Below are 23,618 nucleotides of genomic sequence, written 5' to 3'. Positions count from 1 at the left end.
CACAATGCAAGCGGCCGCGTTCGGTTCCAGAAAAAATGAATTTGGGGACTCTCAGCCGATGACGACAACCACCACCGCACCCGACCTCGCCACGGTGATCGGGCACGAGCTGCCCTATCTGCGCCGCTACGCGCGGGCGCTGACAGGAAGCCAGAACAGCGGTGATACCTACGCCGCGGCCACCCTTGAGGCGATCCTCGAGGACCGCTCCGTCTTTGACACGGACGCCTCGCCCCGCACGGCGCTGTTCCGCGTCTTCCACATGATCTGGATCAGCTCCGGCGCGCCCGTTTCGGGCGACGAGAGCGGTCTGGCCGCCGCCGCACAGGCGCATCTGTCGAAGCTGACCCCGAACACCCGCGAGGCGCTGCTGCTCAACACGATCGAGGATTTCTCGACCTCCGAGATCGCCGAGATCATGCAGACCGATCAGGAGGAAGTCGAGCATCTGGTCAAGATCGCCCGCCAGGAGATGGAAGACAGCATCTCGGGCCGCATCCTCGTGATCGAGGACGAGGCGATCATCGCCATGGATCTGCAGTCCATCGTCTCCGACATGGGTCACGCCATCACCGGCGTCGCACGCACCCGCGACGACGCGGTCAAGCTGGCCCAGCAGGAAAAGCCCGATCTGGTGCTGGCCGATATCCAGCTGGCCGACAACTCCTCGGGCATCGACGCGGTGCGCGACATCCTCGAAGCGCATGGCAGCCTTCCGGTGATCTTCATCACCGCCTTCCCCGAGCGGCTGCTCACCGGCGAACGCCCCGAGCCTGCCTTCCTGATCTCGAAGCCCTATGGCGAGGAGCAGGTCCGCTCGGCGGTCAGCCAGGCGATGTTCTTCTCCTCGACCGGCCCGCTGCACGGCTGAGGCCTAATGGATCGTTCCGGCTCCCGCTTGGGAGCCGGAACTCCTCGAACGCTGCCCGATGTGATTGGTAGCGTCTGATAAAAGCGACAAGGTCATGTCGCACTGTATTCAAGCCACACGGATCTCACGCCCCCCTTGATGGGCTCTGCATTTTTTCTCGTGCAGGCGGGATCAGGCCTAACCAGCACTCAGCTTCTGGAAGTCGAGCTGAGGTCATGCCAGCACCCAACAGCAATCGTGCAGACGTTCAGGCAAAATTACTGATAAGCCCTCAGCCGATTTCGCTCGGCCCGATATCCGGACGTATCTCGGCTGGCGCCTCCTCGGATCTGGCAATCCGGGCCCAGACGACATTGATCGCGGCGCCGAACAGCACCAGCCATGCCGAGATGAACAACCACATCAACAACGCCACCACGGCTCCGATCGAGCCGTAGACCTCGTTGTAGTTGCCGAAATTCGACAGGTAGTAGGAGAACCCCGCCGAGGCGGCGAGCCAGAACAGGATCACCAGAAAGGCCCCCGGCGTGACCCAACCGCCTCGGGCGCCACGCATGTTCGGCCCGAAACGATAGACCACGCCCAGCCCGGCCAGCACCACGCCGAAGGCCGCGATCCACCGGATGGCCTCGAGCACCCAACCGGTACGGCTGCCCAGAGGCAGTACCGTCAGGAGGATCGGTGCGATCACCACCACCAGCATCGCCAGCACGGCGATCGCGATCAGCGACAGCGTCAGAAGGATCGCCACGAAAATCTGCCGCACGCCGTTTCGGTTCGGTCGCCCGTAAATCTGGTTGAGCCCGAGGATCAGCGAAGCGACGCCGTTGCGGGCCGAGAACAATGCCACCAAGGTCGAAAGGAGCGTCGCGAAGCCGAGCGTTTCGGGCCGGGTCGACACCATCAGCGTCAACTGCTCTCGCAGGAGCCCGTAGGCCTCTACTGGGATGATCTCGCGCATCATCTCGAGCTGTGTCTCGAGCACCGCCGGATCCGCCAGCAGGCTGAAGATCGCGATGAGCGCGGCGATGGCGGGAAAGATCGCGAAAATCGAGTAGAAGGCGACTCCTGCCGCAATCAGGCCGAGCTGTACCTCGCTCGATAAAGTCCAGAGCCCGACCAGCAATCGCCAGAACCGTCGCGGAGTCAGACGCGGGCCGTACCTTCCTCGAGACATGCGCGCTCCACTCAACATGAGCGGATAGTCGCTCAACGGCAAGATTGCATGTCGATCGCAGGTTGTGAAGGCTTTGGAGGAAGGGGGGTGGCCGGCGGGGGATCTTCCCCGAGGGAATGATCAGGAAGGTCCGCCGCCGGCCTTTGGGGAATGAGAGAGGCGAGGGAACGGCGCCTCTTCATCCATCAAACCTGCGACGCCGGTGTTGGTTCCCGAAAAAAGCTGGCGTCCGATCGTTTAGTTGCCGGGACTCGCCAGCGGCTTTTGCAACGCAGCCAGATAGGTCCGCGTCCACCAGCCGATATCGGCCTCGCGAATGCTCTGCATCAGGCTCAGATGCCGCGCCTGCCGCTCATGGAGCGGCATCGACAGCGCCTGTTCGATGGCGCGCGCGGTTTCGCCCGGATCATAGGGGTTCACCATCAGCGCCGCCTCCATCTGCTCGGCGGCACCGGCGAAATGCGACAGGATCAGGACGCCCGGATCGGCCCCGTCCTGCGCCGCCACGAATTCCTTGGCCACGAGGTTCATCCCGTCGGCCAAGGGCGTCACCAGGCAGGCATCGGCCCGGCGATAGAGCCCGGCGAGGATCTTGCGACCGATGTTGCGACGGATGTAGCGGATCGGCGTCCAGTCGAGTTCGGCCATCTCGCCATTGACCCGGCCGGTGATGGTTTCGAGTTCCTGACGGATTTCGCGATAGGCTTCGACATCCTCTCGCGAAGGCGGCGCGATCTGCAGCAGCGTCGCACGGATCTGCGGATCGGGCCGATGCGACAGGTATTCACCGAAGGCCGCGAAGCGCTGCGGCAGCCCCTTGGAATAGTCGAGCCGGTCGACCCCCAGCACCAGCCGCTCGCCCGGCGACAGCCGCAGATGCTCGCCCGCATCGGCGTTCTCCTCGGCGGCCTGGATGAAGCCGTCGACATCGATGCCGATCGGGAAACTGGCAACCTCGAAGCGTCGGTCGCCCATCTTGAGCCTGCCGTTCAGCAGGATCTCGGCACCGCTGTCGCGCAGGAAATCGAGCGCGTTCGACACGTCGCGTCGGGTCTGCAGCCCGATCAGGTCGAAGGCCGAGAGCCAGCCCGGCATCAGCTTGCGCTCGGAAAGTGCCGGAAGATCGGAGGGATTGGGGAACGGGATGTGCAGGAAGAACCCGATACGGTTGCGCACGCCGCGCCGACGCAATGCCTCGGCGAGCGGGAGGAAGTGATAGTCATGCACCCAGATCGCGTCGCCGGGCTGCACCACCTCGGCGATCAGCCCCGCCACGCGCTCGTTCACCTCCCTGTAGATCCGCGCCTGATCGGGATCGACCGCGAGCAGGTCGGTGCGGTGATGGAACAGCGGCCAGAGCGTGGCATTGGCATAGCCGAGATAGAAGCCCTGATGCTCCTCCTCGGTCAGATCGAAGCTGTAGCGCTCATAGGGGGTCTCGGCGATGCGGGTCAGCCCCTTCGCTGTTTCCTCCGCATCGACACGCTTGCCCGAATTGCCGATCCACACGCCGCCGCGCTCCTTGAGCGCGTCGTGCAGCGCCACGACGAGACCGCCCGAAGGGGCGGCCTCCGTGGGGATGCGGTTCGAAACGACGATGAGACGGCCTTCGGACATGATTATGCCCCGACCCAGCGCCGCAGCGTCCTCCGCGCGGCCTCCGGATCGCCAAGCCGGCAACCGGCGGCGGTTTCGCCCTCGCCCACCTTGACGGCGATGCCGCCCTGCTCGGCCACCCAGTGCAGCGCCGGCTCGTCGGTGACGTCGTCGCCGAAGAAGATCGGCATCGTGCCCTTGAAGCCCTCGCCCTCCATCATGCGGCGCATCGAGACGTCCTTGCCGATCCCGGCGGGGCGCAACTCGTAGGCCATCTTGGAGTGATGCAGGTCGAAACCGTCATGGGTTTCCGACAGCGCCCGCAGAAATGCGTAGGCCTGCGCCGCGAGATCCTCGTTCTGGCGGAAATGCAGCACCACGCCGGTGGGCTTGCGCTCGCAGATCAGCCCCGGATGCGTCGCGGCGAAGGCGGTGGTCATCTCGCCCAGATACCTGACCGTCTCGGGGTCGGCCAACTCGTGGTTGCGGATCTCGCCGCCGACCCGCTCCTGCGCCCCGTGGCCGCCGATGATCGGGCCATCGAACCCCTTGAGATACTGGGTCACATCCTCGATCGCGCGGCCGGTGATGATCACGACGCGGCCCTGCGTCTTCTCCGACAGGCCGCGCAGCAGATCCTCCAGACCCTCGTCGACATGGATCGCGTCGGGGCGGTCCGCCAGTTCGACCAGGGTACCGTCGAAGTCGAGAAACAGGGTCGATCGATCCAGCTTCGGCTCGGGCACCCCGTCGACGGTGTGCTCGCTCTGGTGCTCCCCGTGAAATCCGATCATCTCGTAGTACATTCCCTGTCTCCAATTCGAGGGCTCGCGGCCCGTGGCCACCCGGAATCCGGACATCCGGATGGCTTCCGTTTTCAACCCCAGCGCGCCTGCGCGGGTTCCCGCCATCCCGTCATCCACGTCCTGCCGTGGCGGCAGGCCATACTCCATTTGTCGGAGATGGGCGGGCGGTTTACAAGCGCCCCATTGGGTCTGATCCAGCCGGGGGCTCGGAGCCTGATGCCCGCCTCAGCCGGTACTGACCCCCGAATGGGTGTTGAGCAGGAACTGCGCGAAGATCGGTGCGCAGGCGGCGCCGAGACCGCGCGCATTGCCACCCACCGCGCCCGCCTCGATCCGTGGTGGGATCAAGCCGCGCAGATCGACCCGGTCGAGCCCCGCCCGGACCCGTTCCACCAAGGATGCGCGCACCTGCTCGGGAAAGCCGCCATCGATCAGCACCGCCTCGAAGTCGATGACCGCACAGACCGTGGCGGCCGCGCGCGCCAGCTCCTCGCCCGCCTCGTCGAGCCATGGCTCGATCACGTCGCTCATGCCGGACCAGTCCTGCGGCAGGCTCCACAGCCGCGCCGGGTCGTGGCCGGCCGCCTCGAGCCGCCGCTCGAGCATGTGCAACGAGGCCGTGTCGATAAGCTGCGCCGGCCGACCGGCGGCGTCGCGCGTCGGCAACGACCCCATGGCCCCGGCATTGCCGCGCGCGCCCTCGAACACCGAATGGTTCAGCACCACGCCGCCGCCGATGAAGGAGCCCACGAAGAAATAGGCGTAGTCGCGAAACGCCCGCCCCCTTCCATAGACATGCTCGGCGCGGCAGGCGGCGGTGGTGTCGTTGTCGACAAAGACGGGCAAGGCCGAGAACCGGCCGATCTCGGCGGCGAAATCGAAGTCGCGCCAGCCGTCGAGCGCTGCTGGCGGCGCGCCGACCGTCTCCTGCCAGATCCAGAGCTCATGCGGTCGGGCAACGCCGATCCCGGCGACCCGGTCGCGCAGCCGCGTCGGCAGCCGTGCCAACAGATCCTCGATGCCCGCTTCGAGAAACCGCATGATGCCGGCGGGATCGGGATAGCGGTAGGTGTCGTGCAGCTGGCCACGTGGCTGGCCCAGCAAATCGACGATCAGCAGATCGGCGCTGCGACGTCCGATCTTGAGCCCGATCGAGAAGGCCCCGTCCGGATCGAGCCCCACTGGGACGCGCGGCTTGCCGACGCGCCCACGCTGCGGCGCGCCACGCAACACCATGCCATCCTCGTCGAGACGGCGCAGGATCACCGAGACGGTCTGGGGAGAGAGGCCCGAAAGCCGCGCCAGATCGCTGCCCGGCAGCGGCCCGTGCCGCTGCATCAGCGACAGCAGCAGCCGCTCGTTATGGTCGCGCAATCCACGCTGGTTGGCGCCGCCCGCGAGGCTGCGCACCTCGGAACTCTCCATCCGAATTCCTCCCTGCGAACAAGATGACTTCGGCCCGTTTAATAAATCAAGATGATTTATTTATTGACCAGCTCCGGGAATCGTCATTACCGTTGGGGCAATCCCGGATGTTGAGGAGCGTCCGGGGTCACATCTGGGAGGATATTGACGATGAAACGACTTTTCGCGGGGACCGCGCTTGCCTTGATCGCTGCGGGTGCGGCGCAGGCCGAAAGCCACATGCAGGACGTCTCGGCCTGCCTGATCACCAAGACCGACACCAACCCGTTCTTCGTGAAGATGCGCGAGGGCGCGCAGCAGGCCGCCGACGAGCTGGGCATCACGCTCAACTCCTACGCCGGCAATGTCGATGGCGACCATGAAACCCAGGTCGACGCGATCGAGACCTGCATCGCCAACGGCGCCTCGGGCATCCTGATCACCGCCTCCGACACCTCCGCCATCGTCTCGGCCGTGCAGCAGGCCCGCGACGCGGGCCTCTTGGTGATCGCGCTCGACACGCCGCTCAGCCCGATCGACGCCGCCGACGCCACCTTCGCCACCGACAACTTCCTCGCGGGCGAACTGATCGGCAAATGGGCCGCCGCCAAGCTGGGCGAAGAGGCCGCGAACGCCAAGATCGCGATGCTCGACCTCGGCGTCAGCCAGCCCTCGGTCGACGTGCTGCGCGATCAGGGCTTCCTGACCGGCTTCGGCATCGACACCAAGGATCCGAACAAGTGGGGCGACGAGGACGACCCGCGCATCGTCGGCAACGACGTGACCGCCGGCAACGAGGAAGGCGGCCGCACCGCGATGGAGAACCTTCTCGCCAAGGACCCCGAGATCAACGTCGTCTACACCATCAACGAGCCCGCTGCCGCGGGGGCCTACGAGGCGCTCAAGGCGATCGGCCGCGAGAACGACGTGCTGATCGTTTCGGTCGATGGCGGCTGCCCCGGTGTCCAGAACGTCGCCGACGGCATCATCGGCGCGACCTCGCAGCAATACCCGCTCGAGATGGCCAGGCTCGGCGTCGAGGCGATCGCCCAATATGCCGAGGACGGCACACTGCCCGAGAACACCGAAGGCAAGGACTTCTACGATACCGGCGTGAAGCTCGTCACCGACGAGCCAGTCGAGGGCGTCGAGTCGATCTCGGTCGCGGAAGGTCAGGAACTCTGCTGGGGCTGAGCCCCGCCGGGATCATTCCATCCTGTGCGTCTTCGGGCGGCGCAGGATGTCCCTGACGGGGCGGGCCCCGCGCCCGCCCCGATGACGAGGGGCCGCGCGAAAGGGCGCGCCCTGCCACACGCCACGGGAGGGGCGCGTCATGCCGACAGATACCGATCACTACGAATCTTCGGTGCGCGAGAGACGCGCCGAGACCGTCGCCGAATTCAAGAGTCACAAGGCCGGCCCGCTGCAACGGGTCCAGCATGCGCTGCACGTCACGCCGGCGCTGGTGCCGCTGATCGTGCTGCTGGTCTCGATCATCGTCTTCGGGCTGCTGCTGGGCTCGCGTTTCTTCTCACCCTTCGCGCTGACGCTGATCCTGCAGCAGGTGCAGATCGTCGGCATCGTCGCCGCCGCGCAGAGCCTCGTGATCCTGACCGCGGGCATCGACCTGTCGGTCGGCGCGATCATGGTGCTGAGCTCGGTGGTGATGGGCCAGTTCACCTTTCGCTACGGCATCCCCGCCCCCGTCGCCGTCGCCTGCGGCCTTGCCGTCGGCACGGCCTGCGGCTTCCTCAACGGCTGGCTCGTTTCGGTGATGCGGCTGCCGCCCTTCATCGTGACGCTGGGCAGCTGGCAGATCTTCCTCGCCACCAACTACCTCTATTCGGCCAACGAGACGATCCGCGCGCAGGAGATCGAGGCCGCCGCGCCGATCCTTCAGCTCTTCGGGGCCAAGTTCCAGATCGGCGGCGCGGTCTTTACCATCGGGGTGGTGTTCATGATCGCGCTGATCGTCGTGCTTGGCTGGACGCTCCGGCAGACCGCCTGGGGCCGGCACGTCTATGCGGTGGGCGACGACGCCGAGGCGGCGCAGCTTTCGGGCGTCAACGTCAAGCGCACGCTGATCTCGGTCTACATGCTGTCGGGGCTGATCTGCGCCTTCGCCGGTTGGGCCCTGATCGGGCGCATCGGTTCGGTGTCGCCGACTTCCGGCTACGATGCCAACATCGAGAGCATCACCGCCGTGGTGATCGGGGGCATCTCGCTCTTCGGCGGACGCGGCTCGATCATGGGTTCGCTGTTCGGCGCGCTGATCGTGGGCGTGTTCTCGCTCGGGCTGCGCCTGCTCGGGGCCGACGCGCAGTGGACCTATTTCTTCATCGGCGTGCTGATCATCGCCGCCGTGGCCGTGGACCAATGGATCAGGAAGGTGTCGGCATGAACATCGAACAGAAAGGCGAACCCATCCTCAAGGGCCGAAACCTCGTCAAGCGTTACGGCAAGGTGGTCGCCCTCGACCATTGCGACTTCGACCTCTACCCGGGCGAGATCCTCGCGGTGATCGGCGATAACGGGGCCGGCAAGTCGACGCTGATCAAGGCGCTTTCGGGCGCCGTCATCCCCGACGAGGGCGAGGTCTATCTCGACGGGAAGCAGGTCCATTTCCACTCGCCCAACGACGCGCGCCATGCCGGCATCGAGACGGTCTACCAGACGCTGGCGATGTCGCCCGCGCTCTCGATCACCGACAACATGTTCATGGGACGCGAACTGCGCAAACCCGGCTTTCGTGGCAAGTGGCTGCGCCAGCTCGACCGGGCCGGCATGGAGAAGTTCGCCCGAGACAAGCTCAACGATCTCGGGCTGATGACGATCCAGAACATCAACCAGGCGGTCGAGACGCTGTCGGGCGGGCAACGGCAGGGCGTGGCGGTGGCGCGCGCGGCGGCCTTCGGCTCCAAGGTGATCATCCTCGACGAACCCACCGCCGCGCTCGGCGTCAAGGAGAGCCGGCGGGTGCTGGAGCTGATCCTCGACGTGAAGTCGCGCGGCATCCCGATCATCCTGATCTCGCACAACATGCCACACGTGTTCGAGCTGGCGGACCGGATCCACGTGCATCGCCTGGGCCAGCGGCTTTGCGTCATCGACCCCAAGAATCATTCGATGTCCGACGCCGTTGCCTTTATGACTGGAGCCAAGGAACCCGAGACCGAGTTCGAAACTGCATAAATTCCAGACCCCCGTAGAGGCACGATTGCTCGACCTGACAGCCTACATCAATCCGCTGGCCGAAATGGTCCATGAGGCCGCGGCCAAGAAGCCCCGGGTCATCGTCGGCGTTGCCGGCGCGCCCGGAAGCGGCAAGTCGACATTGGCGACCGAACTGGCCCGGCGGCTCGAGCGTCAGAAGCTCAAGGCGCGCATCGTGCCGATGGATGGCTTTCATCTCGACAATGTCGTGCTGGACCAGCGCGGCCTGCGCACCCGCAAGGGCGCGCCGGAGACCTTCGACGCGCGCGGCTTCGTGCTTCTGGTCAAGCGTCTGGCGCGGGGCGAAGAGGTGGTGGCCCCGGTCTTCGACCGCGCCCGCGACATCGCCATCGCCGGGGCGCAGCTGGTCGAGGCCGACGCGCAGGTGGTGATCGTCGAAGGCAACTACCTGCTGTTCGACGAGGCGCCCTGGTCCGAACTGGCCCGGATCTGGGACGTCTCGGCCTATCTCGACGTGCCGTTGCCCGAGCTGCGGGCCCGGCTGATCGCGCGCTGGCTCGGACACGGGTTGAGCCGCACCGCCGCGACGCAGCGCGCGATGCATAACGACGTGCCCAACGCCCAGCGCGTGATCGATAGGGTCCTGCCCGCCGATCTGGTGCTGCGCCCCGCCTATGAGAGCGGTCCCGCGCAACAGCGCAGCGGCATCTGAAGACCGGCCACCCGTGTCACCGACCGCGCGCCCGGACCGCACGGCGCCGCGCGGGGGCCTTGCTGAAAAAATGCGTGAATTCCGTATCTTCCTGCACGGTTTTTAACATTGCGGCACCCCGATTCTGGCCTATGCTCGGCCTCGACGATCGCGGTCCGCGGAGGGAGCGGCGCGGCGGATCGGTTGACGAGTTCACGGGACAGGGAGGCCCATTACCATGCCACAGCCACATCGCAGACTATCCCAGCGTTCCATGGCCTTCGTCCTTGCGGGCGGACGCGGTTCGCGCCTGCGCGAGTTGACCGACCGACGCGTGAAACCGGCGGTCTATTTCGGCGGCAAGGCGCGGATCATCGATTTCGCGCTCTCGAACGCCATGAATTCCGGCATCCGCAAGATCGCGGTGGCGACCCAGTACAAGGCGCACAGCCTGATCCGCCACTGCCAGCGCGGCTGGAACTTCTTCCGCGCCGAGCGCAACGAGTTCCTCGACATCCTGCCCGCCTCGCAGCGCGTGGATGAAAGCATGTGGTATCGCGGCACTGCCGACGCGGTGACCCAGAACATCGACATCGTCGACGGCTACGACGTCGACTACGTCGTGATCCTCGCGGGCGATCACATCTACAAGATGGATTACGAGGTGATGCTGCAGCAGCACGTGGATTCGGGGGCGGATGTGACCGTCGGCTGTCTCACCGTGCCGCGCATGGAGGCGGTGGCCTTCGGCGTGATGCATGTCGACGAGAACAGCCGCATCACCTCCTTCCTCGAAAAGCCGAAGGATCCGCCTTCGATCCCGGGCCAGCCCGACAAGGCGCTCGCCTCGATGGGCATCTACGTCTTTTCTTGGAAATTCCTGCGCGAATTGCTGATCAAGGATGCCGAGGACGAGAACTCCAGCCATGACTTCGGCACCGATCTGATCCCCGACATCGTCAAGAACGGCAAGGCCATCGCGCATCGCTTCGACGATTCCTGCGTCCGTCCCGAAGGCCGCGAGGCCTATTGGCGCGACGTGGGCACGGTCGATGCCTTCTGGCAGGCCAATATCGACCTGACCAATTTCGACCCCGAGCTGAACCTTTGGGACCGCGACTGGCCGGTCTGGACCTACTCCGAAAGCGCACCGCCGGCGAAGTTCATCCACGACGAGAAGGACCGGCGCGGCTCCGCCGTCTCCTCGATGGTCTCGGGCGGCTGCATCATCTCGGGCACCGAGGTGCGCAATTCCCTGCTGTTCACGCAGGTGCACACCAATTCCTACTCGGTTCTAGACCACACGGTCGTGCTGCCCTACGTCAACGTCTCGCGCCACGCCCGTCTCAAGAACGCGGTGATCGACGCGGGCGTGATGATCCCCGAGGGCCTCGTCGTGGGCGAGGACCCTGAAGAGGACGCCAAGCATTTCCGCGTCTCGGAGGGCGGCGTTACCCTGATCACCCAGGCAATGCTCGACAAGCGCGCGGCGTCGCTCTGATGCGCGTCCTCTCGGTCGCCTCCGAATGCGCGCCGCTGGTCAAGACCGGCGGTCTCGCCGACGTGGCGGGCGCCCTGCCCGCCGCGCTGCGGGCCGAAGCGGTCGAGATGCGGACCATCCTGCCGGGCTACCCGGCGGTCATGGCCGCGCTCGCCGCGGACGCGGTGCAGGTGATGACCGAGCACGACCTGTTCGGCGGTCCCGCCCGGGTGCTTGCGGGACAGGCCGCCGGGCTCGATCTCTTCGTGATCGACGCGCCGCATCTCTATCGGCGCGAAGGGTCGATCTATCTCGGCCCCGACGGGCAGGACTGGCCCGACAATCCCGAACGCTTTGCCGCGCTGAGCCTCGTGGCGGCGCGGCTCGGCACCGAGGGCGTGACGCTGGACGGTCAGCTCTGGCAGCCGCAGCTCCTGCATTGCCATGATTGGCAGGCGGGTTTCGTCCCCGACTATCTGGCGCAGGCCGGCGGCGACTGCGCCACGGTACTGACGATCCACAACATCGCCTTTCAGGGGCTGACCGGTCACCACATGATCGAGCGGCTGCGCCTGCCCCGGTCGCGGTTTCACGCGGAAGGCTTCGAATATTACGGCAAGCTGTCGGCGCTCAAGGCCGGGCTGATGCGGGCGGACAGGCTGACCACCGTTTCACCCACCTACGCGGCCGAGCTGATGCGCCCCGAATTCGGCATGGGACTCGACGGGGTGATGCGGGCGCGCCGGCGCGATCTGTCCGGCATCCTCAACGGCATCGACGAGACCGCCTGGAACCCCGCCAACGATCCGCATGTCCCGGAGGGCTACCGCCACCCGGCGGGCAAGATCCCGAACCGCGATGCGCTGCGCGCCGAGATGGGCCTGCCGGATTCCGCCGGACCGCTATGCTGCGTGGTGTCGCGGCTGACCGAGCAGAAGGGTCTCGACCTGCTGCTCGAAGCCCTGCCGACGCTTCTGGATCGAGGTGGGCAGCTCGCGCTTCTGGGCTCGGGCGACAAGGCGCTGGAACAGGCGTTTCGCGACGCGGCGCGCGAGGATGGCGTGGCGGTGCGCATCGGCTATGACGAGGCGCTGTCGCACCGGCTCATCGCCGGGGCCGACGCGATCCTGGTGCCATCGCGCTTCGAGCCCTGCGGCCTGACCCAGCTCTACGGCCTGCGCTACGGCACGATCCCGGTGGTGGCGCTGACCGGTGGCCTCGCCGATACCGTGATCCACGCCTCGCCCGCCGCGCTCGACCGGGGGGTCGCGACCGGGATCCAGTTCCACCCCGTCGCGGCCGATCCGCTCGCCGTCGCGCTGGACCGGCTCTGCGATCTCCATGCGCAACCCGACATCTGGGCCCAGATGCAGGCCAACGCGATGCGCCAGCCGGTGGGCTGGGCGAGCTCGGCTAGGGCCTATGCGGCGCTGTACCGGGATGCTATCGCCACCGCATGAGCACCAGAACCCGGATCAGCGCCGGTCGGCCGCACCCGCTCGGCGCCACGCCCGATGCAGGCGGCGTCAACTTCGCCGTCTTCTCCCAGAACGCCACGCGCATGCAGCTGTGCCTGTTCGAGCGTTACGGCCGCGAAACCGCGCGGATCGACATGCCGGAACGCGAGGGCCATGTCTGGCACTGCTACATCCACGGGCTCAAGCCCGGCCAGCACTACGGATTTCGGGCGCACGGCCCCTACCGACCCGATGAGGGGCACCGCTTCAACCCCAACAAGCTGCTGCTCGACCCCTATGCGCGCCAGATCAGCGGCCACGCGATCTGGCACGATGCGTTGCACGGCTACGACACCCGCTCGAAGCTGCAGGATCTGAGCTACGACACCCGCGACAGCGCCCCCTACATGCCGCGCGCCGTGGTCACCGATACCTCGAAGCTGCTGCCCGCGCGGCATCCCGACCGCCCGATGGCCGATACGGTGATCTACGAGGCGCATGTGGCGGGGCTCACCGCCGATCGACCCGACATCGCCTGCCGGGGCCGGTTCCAGGGGCTCGCCTCCGACAAGATCATCGATCATCTCGGCCGGCTCGGGGTCACCGCGATCGAGCTGCTGCCGGTCCACGCCTTCGTCAATGACCGGTTTCTGGTGGAAAAGGGGCTGTCGAACTACTGGGGCTACCAGTCGATCGGCTTCTTCGCGCCGGAACCGCGCTATCTCGCGAGCCACGACATCGCCGAGTTCCGCGCCATGGTCGACCGGTTCCACGCGGCCGGGATCGAGGTGCTGCTCGACGTGGTCTACAACCACACCGGCGAGGGCAACCAGCTCGGTCCGACCCTGTGCTTCCGCGGTCTCGACAACGCCAGCTACTATCGGCTCGCCGAGAACCGACGCTACAATATCGACGACACCGGCACTGGAAACACCCTCAACATCGAGCATCCGATGGTGCTGCGCATGGTGATGGACAGCTTGCGCTACTGGGTGGAGGTGATGGGGGTCGACGGCTTCCGCTTCGATCTGTGCACCACGCTGGGTCGCAGAGCCCATGGTTTCGACCGCAACGCCCCGTTCTTCCAGGTGCTGCGTCAGGATCCGGTGCTGGGCCGGGTCAAGCTGATCGCGGAGCCGTGGGATATCGGCCCCGGCGGCTACCAGCTGGGCGCCTATCCCGCGCCATTCGCCGAGTGGAACGACAAGTTCCGCGACGAGGTGCGCGACTTCTGGCGCGGCACGCCCTCGATGATCGGCAAGCTCGCGGCCCGGATCTCCGGCTCGGCGCAGCAATTCGACCATGACAACCGCCCCGCGACCTCCTCGATCAACTTCCTGACCGCACATGACGGCTTCACGCTCATGGATGTCGTGTCCTACAACGAGAAGCACAACGAGGCCAATGGCGAGGACAACCGCGACGGCCACTCCGCCAATCACAGCGACAACATGGGGGTCGAGGGGCCGACCGACGACAGCAGCATCAACGCCGCCCGCGCCCGCAGACGCCGCAACATGCTGGCGACCCTGATGATCAGCCAGGGCACGCCGATGATCCTCGCCGGCGACGAGCTCGGCAATTCCCAGCAGGGCAACAACAACGCCTATTGCCAAAACAACGAGATCGGCTGGGTGAACTGGGACGCCACCGACCCCGAATTCCTCGGCTTCGTGCGCAAGCTCGTGGCGTTCCGGCGGCTGCACCCGATCCTGCGGCAGAAGCGGTTCCTGCATGCGCGCAGCCGCAAGATCGACAACCGCACCGACCTGTTCTGGCGCCGCGCCGATGGTCGCCCGATGACCGAGGCCGACTGGGAGGATCCCGAACGGCGGCTTCTGGCCTTCGAGCTTCGCACCGCTTCGGGCACGCCCGATTACGCGGCGCTCGAATACGCGCTCTTCGCCGTGATCAACAATGGCGGACCCTGCTCCGTCACCCTGCCGGCCCCGCCCGAGGGCCATGTCTGGGTGCGTCATATCGACAGCGCCCGCCCGCAGGCCGACCCCAGACCGCATGGCGGCCGGACCCGGGTCCGGGGCCGGTCGGTTGTGGTCATGGTGCTGGAGCCGTCGCAAGATGCCCCGAACGAACCCGCAAGCCGAGGAGATTGAACCAGTGGAACAGATCACGGTGAACACGAAGCCCATTCAGGGCCAGAAGCCCGGCACCAGCGGGCTGCGCAAGAAGACCCGCACCTTCATGGAGCCGCACTTCCTCGAAAACTACGTGCAGTCGATCTTCGACGGCATCGGCGGCATCGAGGGCAAGACACTCGTGCTCGGCGGCGACGGGCGCTACTTCAACGACCGCGCCAGCCAGGTGATCCTGCGCATGGCCGCCGCCAATGGCGCCGCCAAGGTGATCGTCGGGCAGGACGCGATCCTTTCAACCCCCGCCGCCTCGAACCTGATCCGCAAGCGCGGCACCGATGGCGGGCTGATCCTCTCGGCCAGCCACAACCCCGGCGGCCCGGACGAGGATTTCGGGTTGAAATACAACACCCCCAATGGCGGCCCGGCGCCCGAGAACATCACCGACAAGATTCACGCCGCGACGCAGGGGCTGACCCGATACCGCATCACCGAGGCGCAGGACATCGATCTCTCCTCGCCGGGCATCACCACGCTCGGGCAGATGGAGATCGAGGTGGTCGATCCGGTGGCGGACTACGCCATGCTGATGGAAGAGATCTTCGACTTCGACGCGATCCGTGAGCTGCTGGCGGGCGGCTTCCGCATCCGTTTCGATGCGATGCACGCCGTGACCGGCCCCTATGCGGTCGAGATCCTCGAGAACCGGCTCGGCGCGGCCTCGGGCTCGGTCGTCAATGCCACTCCCTCGCCCGATTTCGGCGGCGGCCACCCGGACCCGAACCCGATCTGGGCCAAGGATCTGGTGGACGCGATGATGTCGGACGATGCCCCCGATTTCGGCGCGGCCTCGGATGGCGACGGCGACCGCAACATGATCATGGGGCGCGGCGTCTACGTCACCCCCTCCGACAGCCTCGCGCTGCTGGCGGCCCACGCGCATCTCGCCCCGGCCTACAAGGGCGGGCTCAAGGGCGTCGCGCGATCCATGCCGACCTCCGCCGCGGTCGACCGCGTCGCGGAGAAGAAGGGCATCGCCTGCTACGAGACGCCCACTGGCTGGAAGTTCTTCGGCAATTTGCTCGATGCCGGGCGCGCGACGCTCTGCGGCGAGGAAAGCGCAGGCACCGGTTCGGACCATGTGCGCGAGAAGGATGGGCTCTGGGCTGTGCTGTTGTGGCTCAACATTCTCGCCGAAACAAAGAAGAGCGTGAAGGACCTGCTGTCGGAGCATTATGCCGAGTACGGGCGCAACTACTACTCGCGCCATGATTACGAGGATGTCGAGGCCGAGAAGGCCAACGCGCTGATGGACGGTCTCCGCGGCAGGCTGGGCGAGCTTCCCGGTCAGAGCTTCGGCGGCCTGACGGTGAAGACCGCCGACGAGTTCTCCTATGACGACCCGGTCGACGGCTCGCGCGCCACGGCGCAGGGGCTGCGCGTCGGCTTCGAGGATGGCGGTCGCGTCGTGTTCCGCCTCTCCGGCACCGGCACGGTGGGCGCGACGCTGCGGGTCTATCTCGAATCGCTCGAAACCGATCCCGCGAAGTGCGACCGCGACCCGCAGGAGGCTCTGGCGCCGATCATCGCGGCCGCCGACGAGATCGCCGGTATCAAGTCCCATACCGGGCGCGATGCGCCAAACGTCATCACCTGATCCTGCCCCCTGCGAGGCCCCGGCGCATATGCGCCGGGGCCTCGCGGCCAGCCCTCAAAGCCAGCCCTTGGCCTTGAACCAGATCCAGGTCCCCGCCGCCGAGGCCACCATCGCGCCGAGCGCGATGAAATAGGCGTTCTGGTTGTCCAGCTCCGGCATATGGGCGAAGTTCATCCCGTAGATCGAGGCGATCAGCGTCGGCGGCAGGAACAGCGCCGCGACGACCGACAGCGTGCGCACCACCGCGTTCTCGTCGAGATTGATCATGCCCAGCGTCGCGTCGGTCGCCAGCGCCACGCGGCTGTTGAGGAAATCCAAATGCACCTCGAGCGCGTTGATGTCGCGCATCTGCGCCTTGGCCAGCGTCGCGATCTGCGGGTCGCGGTGCTTCATCGTGCCGTTCCAGACGATGAAGGTCGAAAGCATCCGCTCCATGGTGAACAGGGCCAGCCGTACCTTGGCCGTCAGCTCCCCCTGCTGGCCGATGTCGCGCAGCGCCAGCCGCAGCCCCTCCACGTCGTTCATCTCCTCGCCGAACACCTCGCCCGCCACCCGGTCGAGCACCCGCCCCGTCGCTTCCAGCAGGTCGGCCTGTCGGGCGATGATCTCCTCGACGAGGCCAAGGAAGATGCGCACGGGGGTGCTGCTGCCGGAACTCGACCGCTCGGCGCGGCTGCCAAAGGTCTCGAACGGGCGTGGCGAGTGGTGGCGCACAGTGACGAGCCGCTCCGGCGTCAGCATGAAGGTGACGGGCGCCGAGAACTGCCGCCCCTCGGCGTCGCGGCCGGGCAGCATCACCGTCATCACCTGGCAGTCGCCTTCCCGGTGCAGCCGGTTGGAGATCTCGATCTCTTCCATGTCCTCGAGCGTGGGCACGCTCAGACCGAAGGCCTCGACCTTTTCGACCTCGGCCGCGTCGGGGGCGAAGAGATCGATCCAGAGCGCGTCACCGATATCCTTGGACGGTCCGAGCGGGGCGAGGCCCTTGCCCTCTGGATGATAGGCGGCGAGCATCGGCGGTCTCCTCTTTCCTGCGTCGAAAGAAGCAGATAGCGCCCTGTCGCCCCCGTCCAGTTCAGTCCTCGAATCTCGTGAAGGCCGGATCGGTCTCGACCCGGAGCGCGCGCAGCGGCCCCGCCATGACGATGAGCGAATAGAGTTCGACCCCGGGCGGCACCCCGCGCGGATGGTGGCCGCGTGGCACCAGCGTCACGTCGCCGTCGCGGATCGTCAGCGTCACGTCGAGCCCGTCGCCGTCGAAGATACGCTGCACCGCGAACCCGCCCTCCGGTGCGACCCGGTGATAGGAAATCTCCTCCAGCCGCGTGATACGGGGGAAATCATCCTCGTCATGCCGGTGGCCGGGCCATGAGGCCCAGGCGCCGCCCGGCGTGACCACCTCGCGCACCAGAAGCGTGTCGGCTCCCTCCTGCGCCTCCATCGCGATCTCGGTGACGCGGCGAGCGAGGATGCCCTCGCCCCGGCTTACCGGGTGCAGCCCCTTGGGTCCGAGGCAGCGCGCCGCATGGCCCGGCCGCGCGGGCGCGGAACAGACGGCGATGACGCAGTCGCTCGTGGCGCGCGCGCTCCAGTCGCTCTCGGCCGGCACGTAGAGCGCATGCGGCAGCCCCTTGAACGGGCTCGTCCGGTCGCCCATCTCGCCGAACCGTTCCTCGCCCGCCGACATCTCGGCCCGGCCCTCGATCAGCACGAGGATCGCTTCGCGGTCCTTGGTGGCGCGCGACAGCCCTTCGCCCTGCCTCAGCCGATGCACCGCGAGACCGGCATGGTCCCAGCCCGCGCTTTCCGGCGTGATGTCGTGAAGGGTTCCCGTGGCGGCCACGGGCCGACGCAGCAGATCCGTCATGGCTCAGCCCTCCCCGGCATCCTTTCGCGGCGGATCGAAGACGACGAAGAACTGGTAGGCACACCACATCCCCGCCGCGCCGAACAGCAGCGCCCATCCCGGCGCGCCATGGGTCAGCTCGACCAGCGCCCAGCCGAGCGCCAGCCCGACCACGAGCAACCGCCGCCACAACGGGATGAAGAACGGGCTCTGGACATCGAACAGCTTGCCCATGGGGTCTCCTCGCGGCTTTGCCTCGATCCCATCATGGCGCGCCCGGGGGGAGCCCTGCAAGGGCTGCGACGGGGGTGCCGAACGAAGCGACCCCTCTCTTTCCGTCGACCACGAGTTTCCTAGCGGAGGCCGGTCCTTGCGATGATCCCGGCCAACTCGGTCATCGCCGCGGCGCGCGCCGCGGCGAGGCCGCTGGCGCCGCTGCCTTGCGCGATCGGCACCGCGATCTCGAAGGTCTCGGCGCGGTCGCGGCCCAACGCATCGCGCGTCGCCACGAAATACTGTCCCGCCACGCGGAAGCGGCCCTGCGCGTCGGCGAGGAACTCCTCGACGCGCACCTCGACACGGGCCTCGGCGAAATCGTCGAAGGGCCAGGGTTCGGAGGCCACCCGCGCCCCGGTCGACAGTCTGAGCGCGCGGGCAAGCTCGAGCGTCGCCGCACGCACCGGATCATCGGCCCAGAGCAGGTCATCGGCCGGGGTGATCACCCCTTCGGGCGTCTCGACATAGATCTCCTCGAGCGCCGCGTAGGTCGGCAGGGTGATCTCGCGCAGTTCGACCGAACCGAAGGCGATCGCGACCTTCTCGGTCGGCACGACCTGCGGCACCGCGTAGCGCAGCTCCGGCCCGCCGCAAGCGGCGAGGCCGGTCATGAGGGCCATGGCGGGAAGGATGCGGTTCATCATGGCCTAGCGTCCTGTCAGAAGCGAGTTGGGGCGGCGTTCGATGGCGCGGGCAAGGGAACCCACGGCCTCGGCGGCCTTTGAGACGTCGCGCAGAGCCGCGCGCAGGTCGCGCAGCGCCGGCTCGGTGCCGCTGCCGATCGTGCCGATGGTGCCGTTCGAGGTCACCAGCAGCGCCTCGGCGCGGCTGACCAGCGACGGCAGCGTCCGCGCCGCTTCGGCCAGCCGGTCGGCGGCATTGGCGGCCGAGGCAAAGGTGGCGTTGGCGTTCTCGACCACGCCGCCCTCGCTCACCTGAGCGAGGATCACCCGCAGCTCGGACAGCGCGCCGTTCAGCTCGCCCGGCAGCGCCCGCGTCGTGTCCTGCTTGAGGATGCGGTCGGCGCTGTTGAGCAGGCTGTTGGCCTCCGCGACCAGCACCTCGAGCGGCAGGTCGGCGGCCTTGCCGGCAACCGCGTTCAGGCTGTCGATCAGCTGCGGCGCGCCCGCAAGAGAGCGGTCGAGGCTGTCGGCGGCGCGAGCGGCGCTGTCGATCGCGGCGACGAGGCTTTCGCCGCCACCACCCGCATTGACCTCGGCCAGGAGCGTCCGCGCTTCGGCCACGCCCAGCTCCAGCTCGCCCGCGAGCGTGCCGATCTGACCGGGCAGCGCCCGCGCCGCATCGGTGCCGATCAGGGCGCGCGCGTCCTGTGCGAGCCCCGACACGCGGTCGAGCAGAGCTTCCACCGGCAGGTCCTGCGCCATCGCCGCGACGGCATCGATCCGTTCCACGAGCTGCGGGACACCTTCGAGCGAGGCGTCGAGCGAGGCCGCCGCCGCGCCCGCCGCATCCACGGTCTCCAGAAGCCGCGCCACGCCCTGCTCCTCGTTGAGGCTGGCGATCAGGCTGCGCGCTTCGGCGGTGCCGCCCTCCAGCTCGGCCAGAAGCGCGTTGACGCGACCCGGCAGGGCCCGCGTTTCGTCGGTATCGATCAGACCGCGCGCCGCACCGGCCAGCCCCGACACCTCGGTCAGCAGCGTCTCGAGCGGCAGCTCGTTCGCGGTGGCGACGAGCGTGTCGATCCGGCTCACCAGCTGCGGCACGCCTGCGAGCGAGCGATCGAGCGTGGTGACGGCGGCATTCGCGGCATCGACCGTTTCGAGCAGTCGCGTCACCGCCTGCTGTTCGTTCAACCCGGCGATCAGGGTCCGGGCCTCGGCGGTGCCGCCCTCCAGCTCGGCCAGAAGCGTGTTGACGCGGCCCGGCAGCGCCTGCGTCTCCTCGGCTCCGACCAGCGCACGCGCCTCCTCGGCCAGCCCCGACACCTCGGTCAGAAGCGTCTCGAGCGGCAGCTCGGCCGCGGTTTCCGCAACGCGGTTGAGATTGCCGATCAGCTCCGGCACGCCGTCGAGCGCGGTGTCGAGATCGGCGGTCACGGCGGCGGCGCCGTCCACCGCCTCGAGCACCCGGCGCACCGCCTCGGCCTCGCGCACATCGTCGAGGATCAGCCGGACATCGTTCACCGCCAGCTCGATCTCGCTCATCACGGTGCCGATCTGCTCGGGAACCGCCTGCACCTCGTCGGAGCCGACAAGACCCCGAATGTCGCCCAGGAGCGCGCGCACGTCGCCCGGCGTCTGCTGCAGGTCCTCCGAACCGATGAGCCGGGCCGAGTTCTCGAGGAAGCTGGTGGCCGAGGCGAGCAGTTCCTCGATCGGCAGGTTGTTGATCCGGTCGAGCGTGCCTTGCGCCGTCGCCTGCACGTCGGAAATCTCGCTGTCGGTCACAGGGACCGAGGGATAGGGCAAGGCATCGACATTGAGCGCCGCAGGCTCGGCGCCCGGCACGTCGATCAGCTGCACCTTGAGACCGCCGGTGAGGATCGAGCCGGTCACAAGCCGGGCGCGCAGCCCGTCGGCCACCTCGTCGACGAAATACTCGAGCGCCTGCTCGACGCCGCCCTCATCCGCCATGCCAAGCCGCGAAGGCAGGATGTTGAGCACGGTCTGCAGCCGCACGCCGCGATCGCCGAAGCGTTCCTCGTCGACCAGACCGTTGAGCCCCGAGACGGAGCCGATGCGCACGCCGTCAAGCTCGACCGGCGCGCCCACGGCGAGACCCGAGACGTTGCCGTCGAACACGGCGACGAGGTTGAGCGAGGGCCCGTCGGGGGTGTTGAACACCGAGTTCCGCGCGGTCTCCTCGGCGTCGTAGACTTCGAAGGTCTGGCCGTCCTCGGCCAGCGTCGCGCCCGAGACGAAGGTGTCGAAGGCCAGCCCGCCCGCGAGCAGCGCCGCGACGCTGTCGAAGTCGATCTCGGCGCCGCCGGTGCCGATCTTGACCGAGAAACCGGAGGTGTCCCAGAACCGCGTGGTTTCGGTGACGAGGTTGTCATAGGGCGCGTAGATCACCGCCGGGGCCTCGACGTAGAAGCCGTCGGTCGAGACGCCCGCCGCGCCGATCCGGCCCGCCTCGACGCCCTTGTAGAGGATCGGGCTGTTGCCCGACAGCACGCCCTCGGTCGCGCGCAGCGTGATTTCGATGCCCTGCTGGTCGGGTCCCAGCAGCGGTGCCCGCGCCAGCCCCTCGAAACGGGTTTCGGCGGTCCCGGGGCGCCCGTCCCACTGGCCGCGGATATAGACGCCCGACAGCACCGTATCGAGACCGGTGACGCCTTCGGTGCTCACCTCGGGGCGAACGATCCAGAAATCGGATCCGGAATCGATGTAGGGCGCGACGTCCTTGTCCACCCGGATAGCGATGCGGACCTGGTCCAGCCCTGCGGTGAAGCCCACCTCCTCGACGACACCGACCGCGACGTCGCGAAACCGCAACTCGGTCTCGTTCGCCAGAACACCGCCCGCATCCTCGAAAAGCACCTCGATCAGGGGGCCCTGCTCGCTCCAGCTTTTCCAGCCGATGCCCAGCGCCACGGCGAGCGCCCCCACCGGCACCAGCCAGACGATGGAGACACGGCTGCGCAGGGAACGCTTCTCGCCTTCCACCGGGACCTCGGGCAGATCAGCGCTCACGCGCGGTCGCCCGTGTCGTTGTCGTCATCCGCGCGATCCCAGATCAGGCGCGGGTCGAAGGATTGGGCGGAGAGCATCGTGAAGATCACCGAGAGTGCGAAGGCGAGCGCCGCCGGGCCCGGCTTGATCGAGGCGGCGAGATTCAACTGCACCAGCGCCGTCAGGATCGCAACCACGAAGACGTCGATCATCGACCAGCGCCCGATATACTCCACGATTTCATAGAGCCTGTGGCGCGCATGCGGCGTCGCGACCGAGCCGCGGCGCACCGAGATGGCGAGCCAGGCGATGGCGGCGAACTTGCCGATCGGGATCGCCACGGATGCCACGAGGATGATCAGCGCGACGAAGGGCGCGCCATGCAGCGCCAGTTCTATCGCGCCGCCGACGATGGTGTCCTCGGAGACGGTGAACAGCACCTGCGTACGCAGCATCGGGTAGAGGTTGGCCGGGAAATAGCACATGAGCCCCGCGACCCACCACGCCCAGACCCGGCTCAGGCTGTGGGTGTCGCGCGACACCAGGGGCTTGCCGCAGCGACCGCAACGCTCCGTGCCCATCGGCCAGACGCGGGTGCAGCGGGTGCAGGCGACGAACCCCGCCTCGCGCGCGGTGACGGCGGCGCTCATGCCGGGACCTTCCGCTGCCGGGCGGTGTAGCCATGCTCCAGCGCCTCCCAGACCGACCAGCGGCACATCCAGCGATCATGGATCACAGTCAGAAAGACCAGCGCCGCGAACATCCAGAAGGCCGGGCCGAAGCTCAGATTCGCAAGATCCGCCACCTTGACCAGCGCCACGGCGCAGCCCAGCGCGAAGATCTCGGCCATCGACCAGGGTCTGAGCGCCTCGGCCAGGGCGAAGAGCCGCAGCGCGCCCGGAGGCGCGGGGCGGTCGAAGACCAGCGGGCCCAGCACGTAGATGGTGAGGATGGCGCGGGCCAGCGGCACCAGCACGATGAGAGCGGTCACCGCCAGCGACAGCACCAGAAGCGGCCCGCCCGTGAAGCTCAGCGCCGCATCGAGGAGTGTCGCCTCGTTGACGAAGCCCTGCCGGCTGATCTTGAGAAAGGGAAACCAGACCGCGCCCAGCACCAGCACCAGCGAGGCGGCGGAAAGCGCGATGATGATCATGCCGGCCCGTCTGCGGGGCGCGATCAGCACCGTGTGGCAGCGCGCGCAGACCGCGCGCTCGCCATGCGCGGGCATCTTCGCGCGATAGAGCGCGTCGCATTGCGGACAGGCGATCAGTTCGGCCGGGTCGGCGCGCGCGATATCGATGCGGGGCATGGGATCCGTCCGTCAGCCATCGTTCGCGCGGATGATAGGAGCCTGCGAAGGGAATGACCACGGGCGCCGGCGCACGCTGCCGTGACGCGGGAGCGTCACGACATTGTTGCCACCGGTCACCCACACGCGGCGCAGGTCAGGCCATCCAC

20 protein-coding genes are annotated in these 23,618 nt (G+C 67.4%); 9 read left to right on the top strand and 11 right to left on the bottom strand.

What is annotated here, in order from left to right; translation table 11 throughout:
• Positions 1-58: 58 nt before the first annotated feature.
• Positions 59-871, top strand: coding sequence for a response regulator (locus ACRAQ3_RS05875; RefSeq protein ID WP_085894849.1), 813 nt, complete (start codon positions 59-61; stop codon positions 869-871).
• Positions 872-1,142: 271 nt separating this feature from the next.
• Here ACRAQ3_RS05875 and ACRAQ3_RS05870 read toward each other — a convergent pair whose 3' ends face one another.
• From ACRAQ3_RS05870 to ACRAQ3_RS05855, 4 genes are all read right to left on the bottom strand, one after another.
• Complete coding sequence (locus ACRAQ3_RS05870; RefSeq protein ID WP_269397935.1) at positions 1,143-2,048, bottom strand: YihY/virulence factor BrkB family protein; 906 nt, start codon at positions 2,046-2,048, stop codon at positions 1,143-1,145.
• A gap of 237 nt (positions 2,049-2,285) precedes the next feature.
• Positions 2,286-3,665, bottom strand: coding sequence for an alpha,alpha-trehalose-phosphate synthase (UDP-forming) (locus ACRAQ3_RS05865; protein WP_432255992.1), 1,380 nt, complete (start codon positions 3,663-3,665; stop codon positions 2,286-2,288).
• A gap of 2 nt (positions 3,666-3,667) precedes the next feature.
• Positions 3,668-4,450, bottom strand: a complete 783-nt coding sequence (gene otsB, locus ACRAQ3_RS05860) for a trehalose-phosphatase (RefSeq protein WP_432255991.1) — start codon at positions 4,448-4,450, stop codon at positions 3,668-3,670.
• Positions 4,451-4,675: 225 nt separating this feature from the next.
• Positions 4,676-5,875, bottom strand: a complete 1,200-nt coding sequence (locus ACRAQ3_RS05855; protein WP_269397932.1) for an ROK family transcriptional regulator — start codon at positions 5,873-5,875, stop codon at positions 4,676-4,678.
• Positions 5,876-6,025: 150 nt separating this feature from the next.
• Here ACRAQ3_RS05855 and ACRAQ3_RS05850 point away from each other — a divergent pair, with 150 nt between their 5' ends.
• From ACRAQ3_RS05850 to ACRAQ3_RS05815, 8 genes are all read left to right on the top strand, one after another.
• Positions 6,026-7,048 (top strand): sugar ABC transporter substrate-binding protein, encoded by a 1,023-nt coding sequence (locus tag ACRAQ3_RS05850; RefSeq protein WP_432255990.1) that lies wholly within the window; start codon positions 6,026-6,028, stop codon positions 7,046-7,048.
• A 139-nt stretch (positions 7,049-7,187) separates the two neighbouring features.
• Positions 7,188-8,255 carry an ABC transporter permease gene (locus ACRAQ3_RS05845; protein WP_432255989.1) on the top strand — a complete coding sequence of 356 codons (1,068 nt, stop codon included), beginning with the start codon at positions 7,188-7,190 and terminating at the stop codon, positions 8,253-8,255.
• Positions 8,252-9,046, top strand: coding sequence for an ATP-binding cassette domain-containing protein (locus ACRAQ3_RS05840; protein WP_432255988.1), 795 nt, complete (start codon positions 8,252-8,254; stop codon positions 9,044-9,046). The genes ACRAQ3_RS05845 and ACRAQ3_RS05840 overlap by 4 nt, the downstream gene beginning before the upstream one ends.
• Positions 9,047-9,071: 25 nt before the next feature.
• Positions 9,072-9,740 (top strand): nucleoside/nucleotide kinase family protein, encoded by a 669-nt coding sequence (locus ACRAQ3_RS05835; protein ID WP_269397929.1) that lies wholly within the window; start codon positions 9,072-9,074, stop codon positions 9,738-9,740.
• A gap of 217 nt (positions 9,741-9,957) precedes the next feature.
• Positions 9,958-11,220 carry a glucose-1-phosphate adenylyltransferase gene (glgC, locus tag ACRAQ3_RS05830; RefSeq protein ID WP_373568040.1) on the top strand — a complete coding sequence of 421 codons (1,263 nt, stop codon included), beginning with the start codon at positions 9,958-9,960 and terminating at the stop codon, positions 11,218-11,220.
• Complete coding sequence (glgA, locus tag ACRAQ3_RS05825; RefSeq protein WP_269397927.1) at positions 11,220-12,659, top strand: glycogen synthase GlgA; 1,440 nt, start codon at positions 11,220-11,222, stop codon at positions 12,657-12,659. Before glgC ends, glgA begins: the two co-directional genes overlap by 1 nt.
• A complete protein-coding gene (gene glgX, locus ACRAQ3_RS05820; protein WP_269397926.1) occupies positions 12,656-14,770 on the top strand; it encodes a glycogen debranching protein GlgX in 2,115 nt (704 codons plus the stop codon). The genes glgA and glgX overlap by 4 nt, the downstream gene beginning before the upstream one ends.
• Positions 14,771-14,774: 4 nt before the next feature.
• Positions 14,775-16,406, top strand: coding sequence for an alpha-D-glucose phosphate-specific phosphoglucomutase (locus tag ACRAQ3_RS05815; protein ID WP_432255987.1), 1,632 nt, complete (start codon positions 14,775-14,777; stop codon positions 16,404-16,406).
• A gap of 54 nt (positions 16,407-16,460) precedes the next feature.
• Here the strand turns inward: ACRAQ3_RS05815 and ACRAQ3_RS05810 are convergent, their stop codons facing one another.
• The 7 genes from ACRAQ3_RS05810 to ACRAQ3_RS05780 form a co-directional block, all read right to left on the bottom strand.
• A complete protein-coding gene (locus ACRAQ3_RS05810) occupies positions 16,461-17,420 on the bottom strand; it encodes a magnesium transporter CorA family protein (protein WP_432255986.1) in 960 nt (319 codons plus the stop codon).
• Between the two features lie 61 nt (positions 17,421-17,481).
• The gene (gene iolB / locus ACRAQ3_RS05805) at positions 17,482-18,273 is read right to left on the bottom strand and encodes a 5-deoxy-glucuronate isomerase (protein ID WP_432255985.1); all 792 of its coding nucleotides are present in this window, start codon (positions 18,271-18,273) and stop codon (positions 17,482-17,484) included.
• Positions 18,274-18,276: 3 nt separating this feature from the next.
• Positions 18,277-18,486 carry a hypothetical protein gene (locus tag ACRAQ3_RS05800; protein WP_269397922.1) on the bottom strand — a complete coding sequence of 70 codons (210 nt, stop codon included), beginning with the start codon at positions 18,484-18,486 and terminating at the stop codon, positions 18,277-18,279.
• Between the two features lie 119 nt (positions 18,487-18,605).
• Entirely contained in the window at positions 18,606-19,172 is a 567-nt protein-coding gene (locus ACRAQ3_RS05795; RefSeq protein ID WP_432255984.1) for a PqiC family protein, read from the bottom strand.
• Between the two features lie 3 nt (positions 19,173-19,175).
• Positions 19,176-22,181 carry an MlaD family protein gene (locus ACRAQ3_RS05790; protein WP_432255983.1) on the bottom strand — a complete coding sequence of 1,002 codons (3,006 nt, stop codon included), beginning with the start codon at positions 22,179-22,181 and terminating at the stop codon, positions 19,176-19,178.
• A complete protein-coding gene (locus tag ACRAQ3_RS05785; RefSeq protein WP_432255982.1) occupies positions 22,178-22,810 on the bottom strand; it encodes a paraquat-inducible protein A in 633 nt (210 codons plus the stop codon). The genes ACRAQ3_RS05790 and ACRAQ3_RS05785 overlap by 4 nt, the downstream gene beginning before the upstream one ends.
• Positions 22,807-23,469, bottom strand: coding sequence for a paraquat-inducible protein A (locus ACRAQ3_RS05780; RefSeq protein ID WP_432255981.1), 663 nt, complete (start codon positions 23,467-23,469; stop codon positions 22,807-22,809). The genes ACRAQ3_RS05785 and ACRAQ3_RS05780 overlap by 4 nt, the downstream gene beginning before the upstream one ends.
• Positions 23,470-23,618 lie beyond the last annotated feature (149 nt).

It is taken from the genome of Limimaricola sp. AA108-03, from assembly GCF_050847355.1.
Classification (GTDB): Bacteria; Pseudomonadota; Alphaproteobacteria; order Rhodobacterales; family Rhodobacteraceae; genus Limimaricola.
Note: the sequence above shows the minus strand (reverse complement) of the source record. Positions and strands in the feature narration are given on the sequence as shown.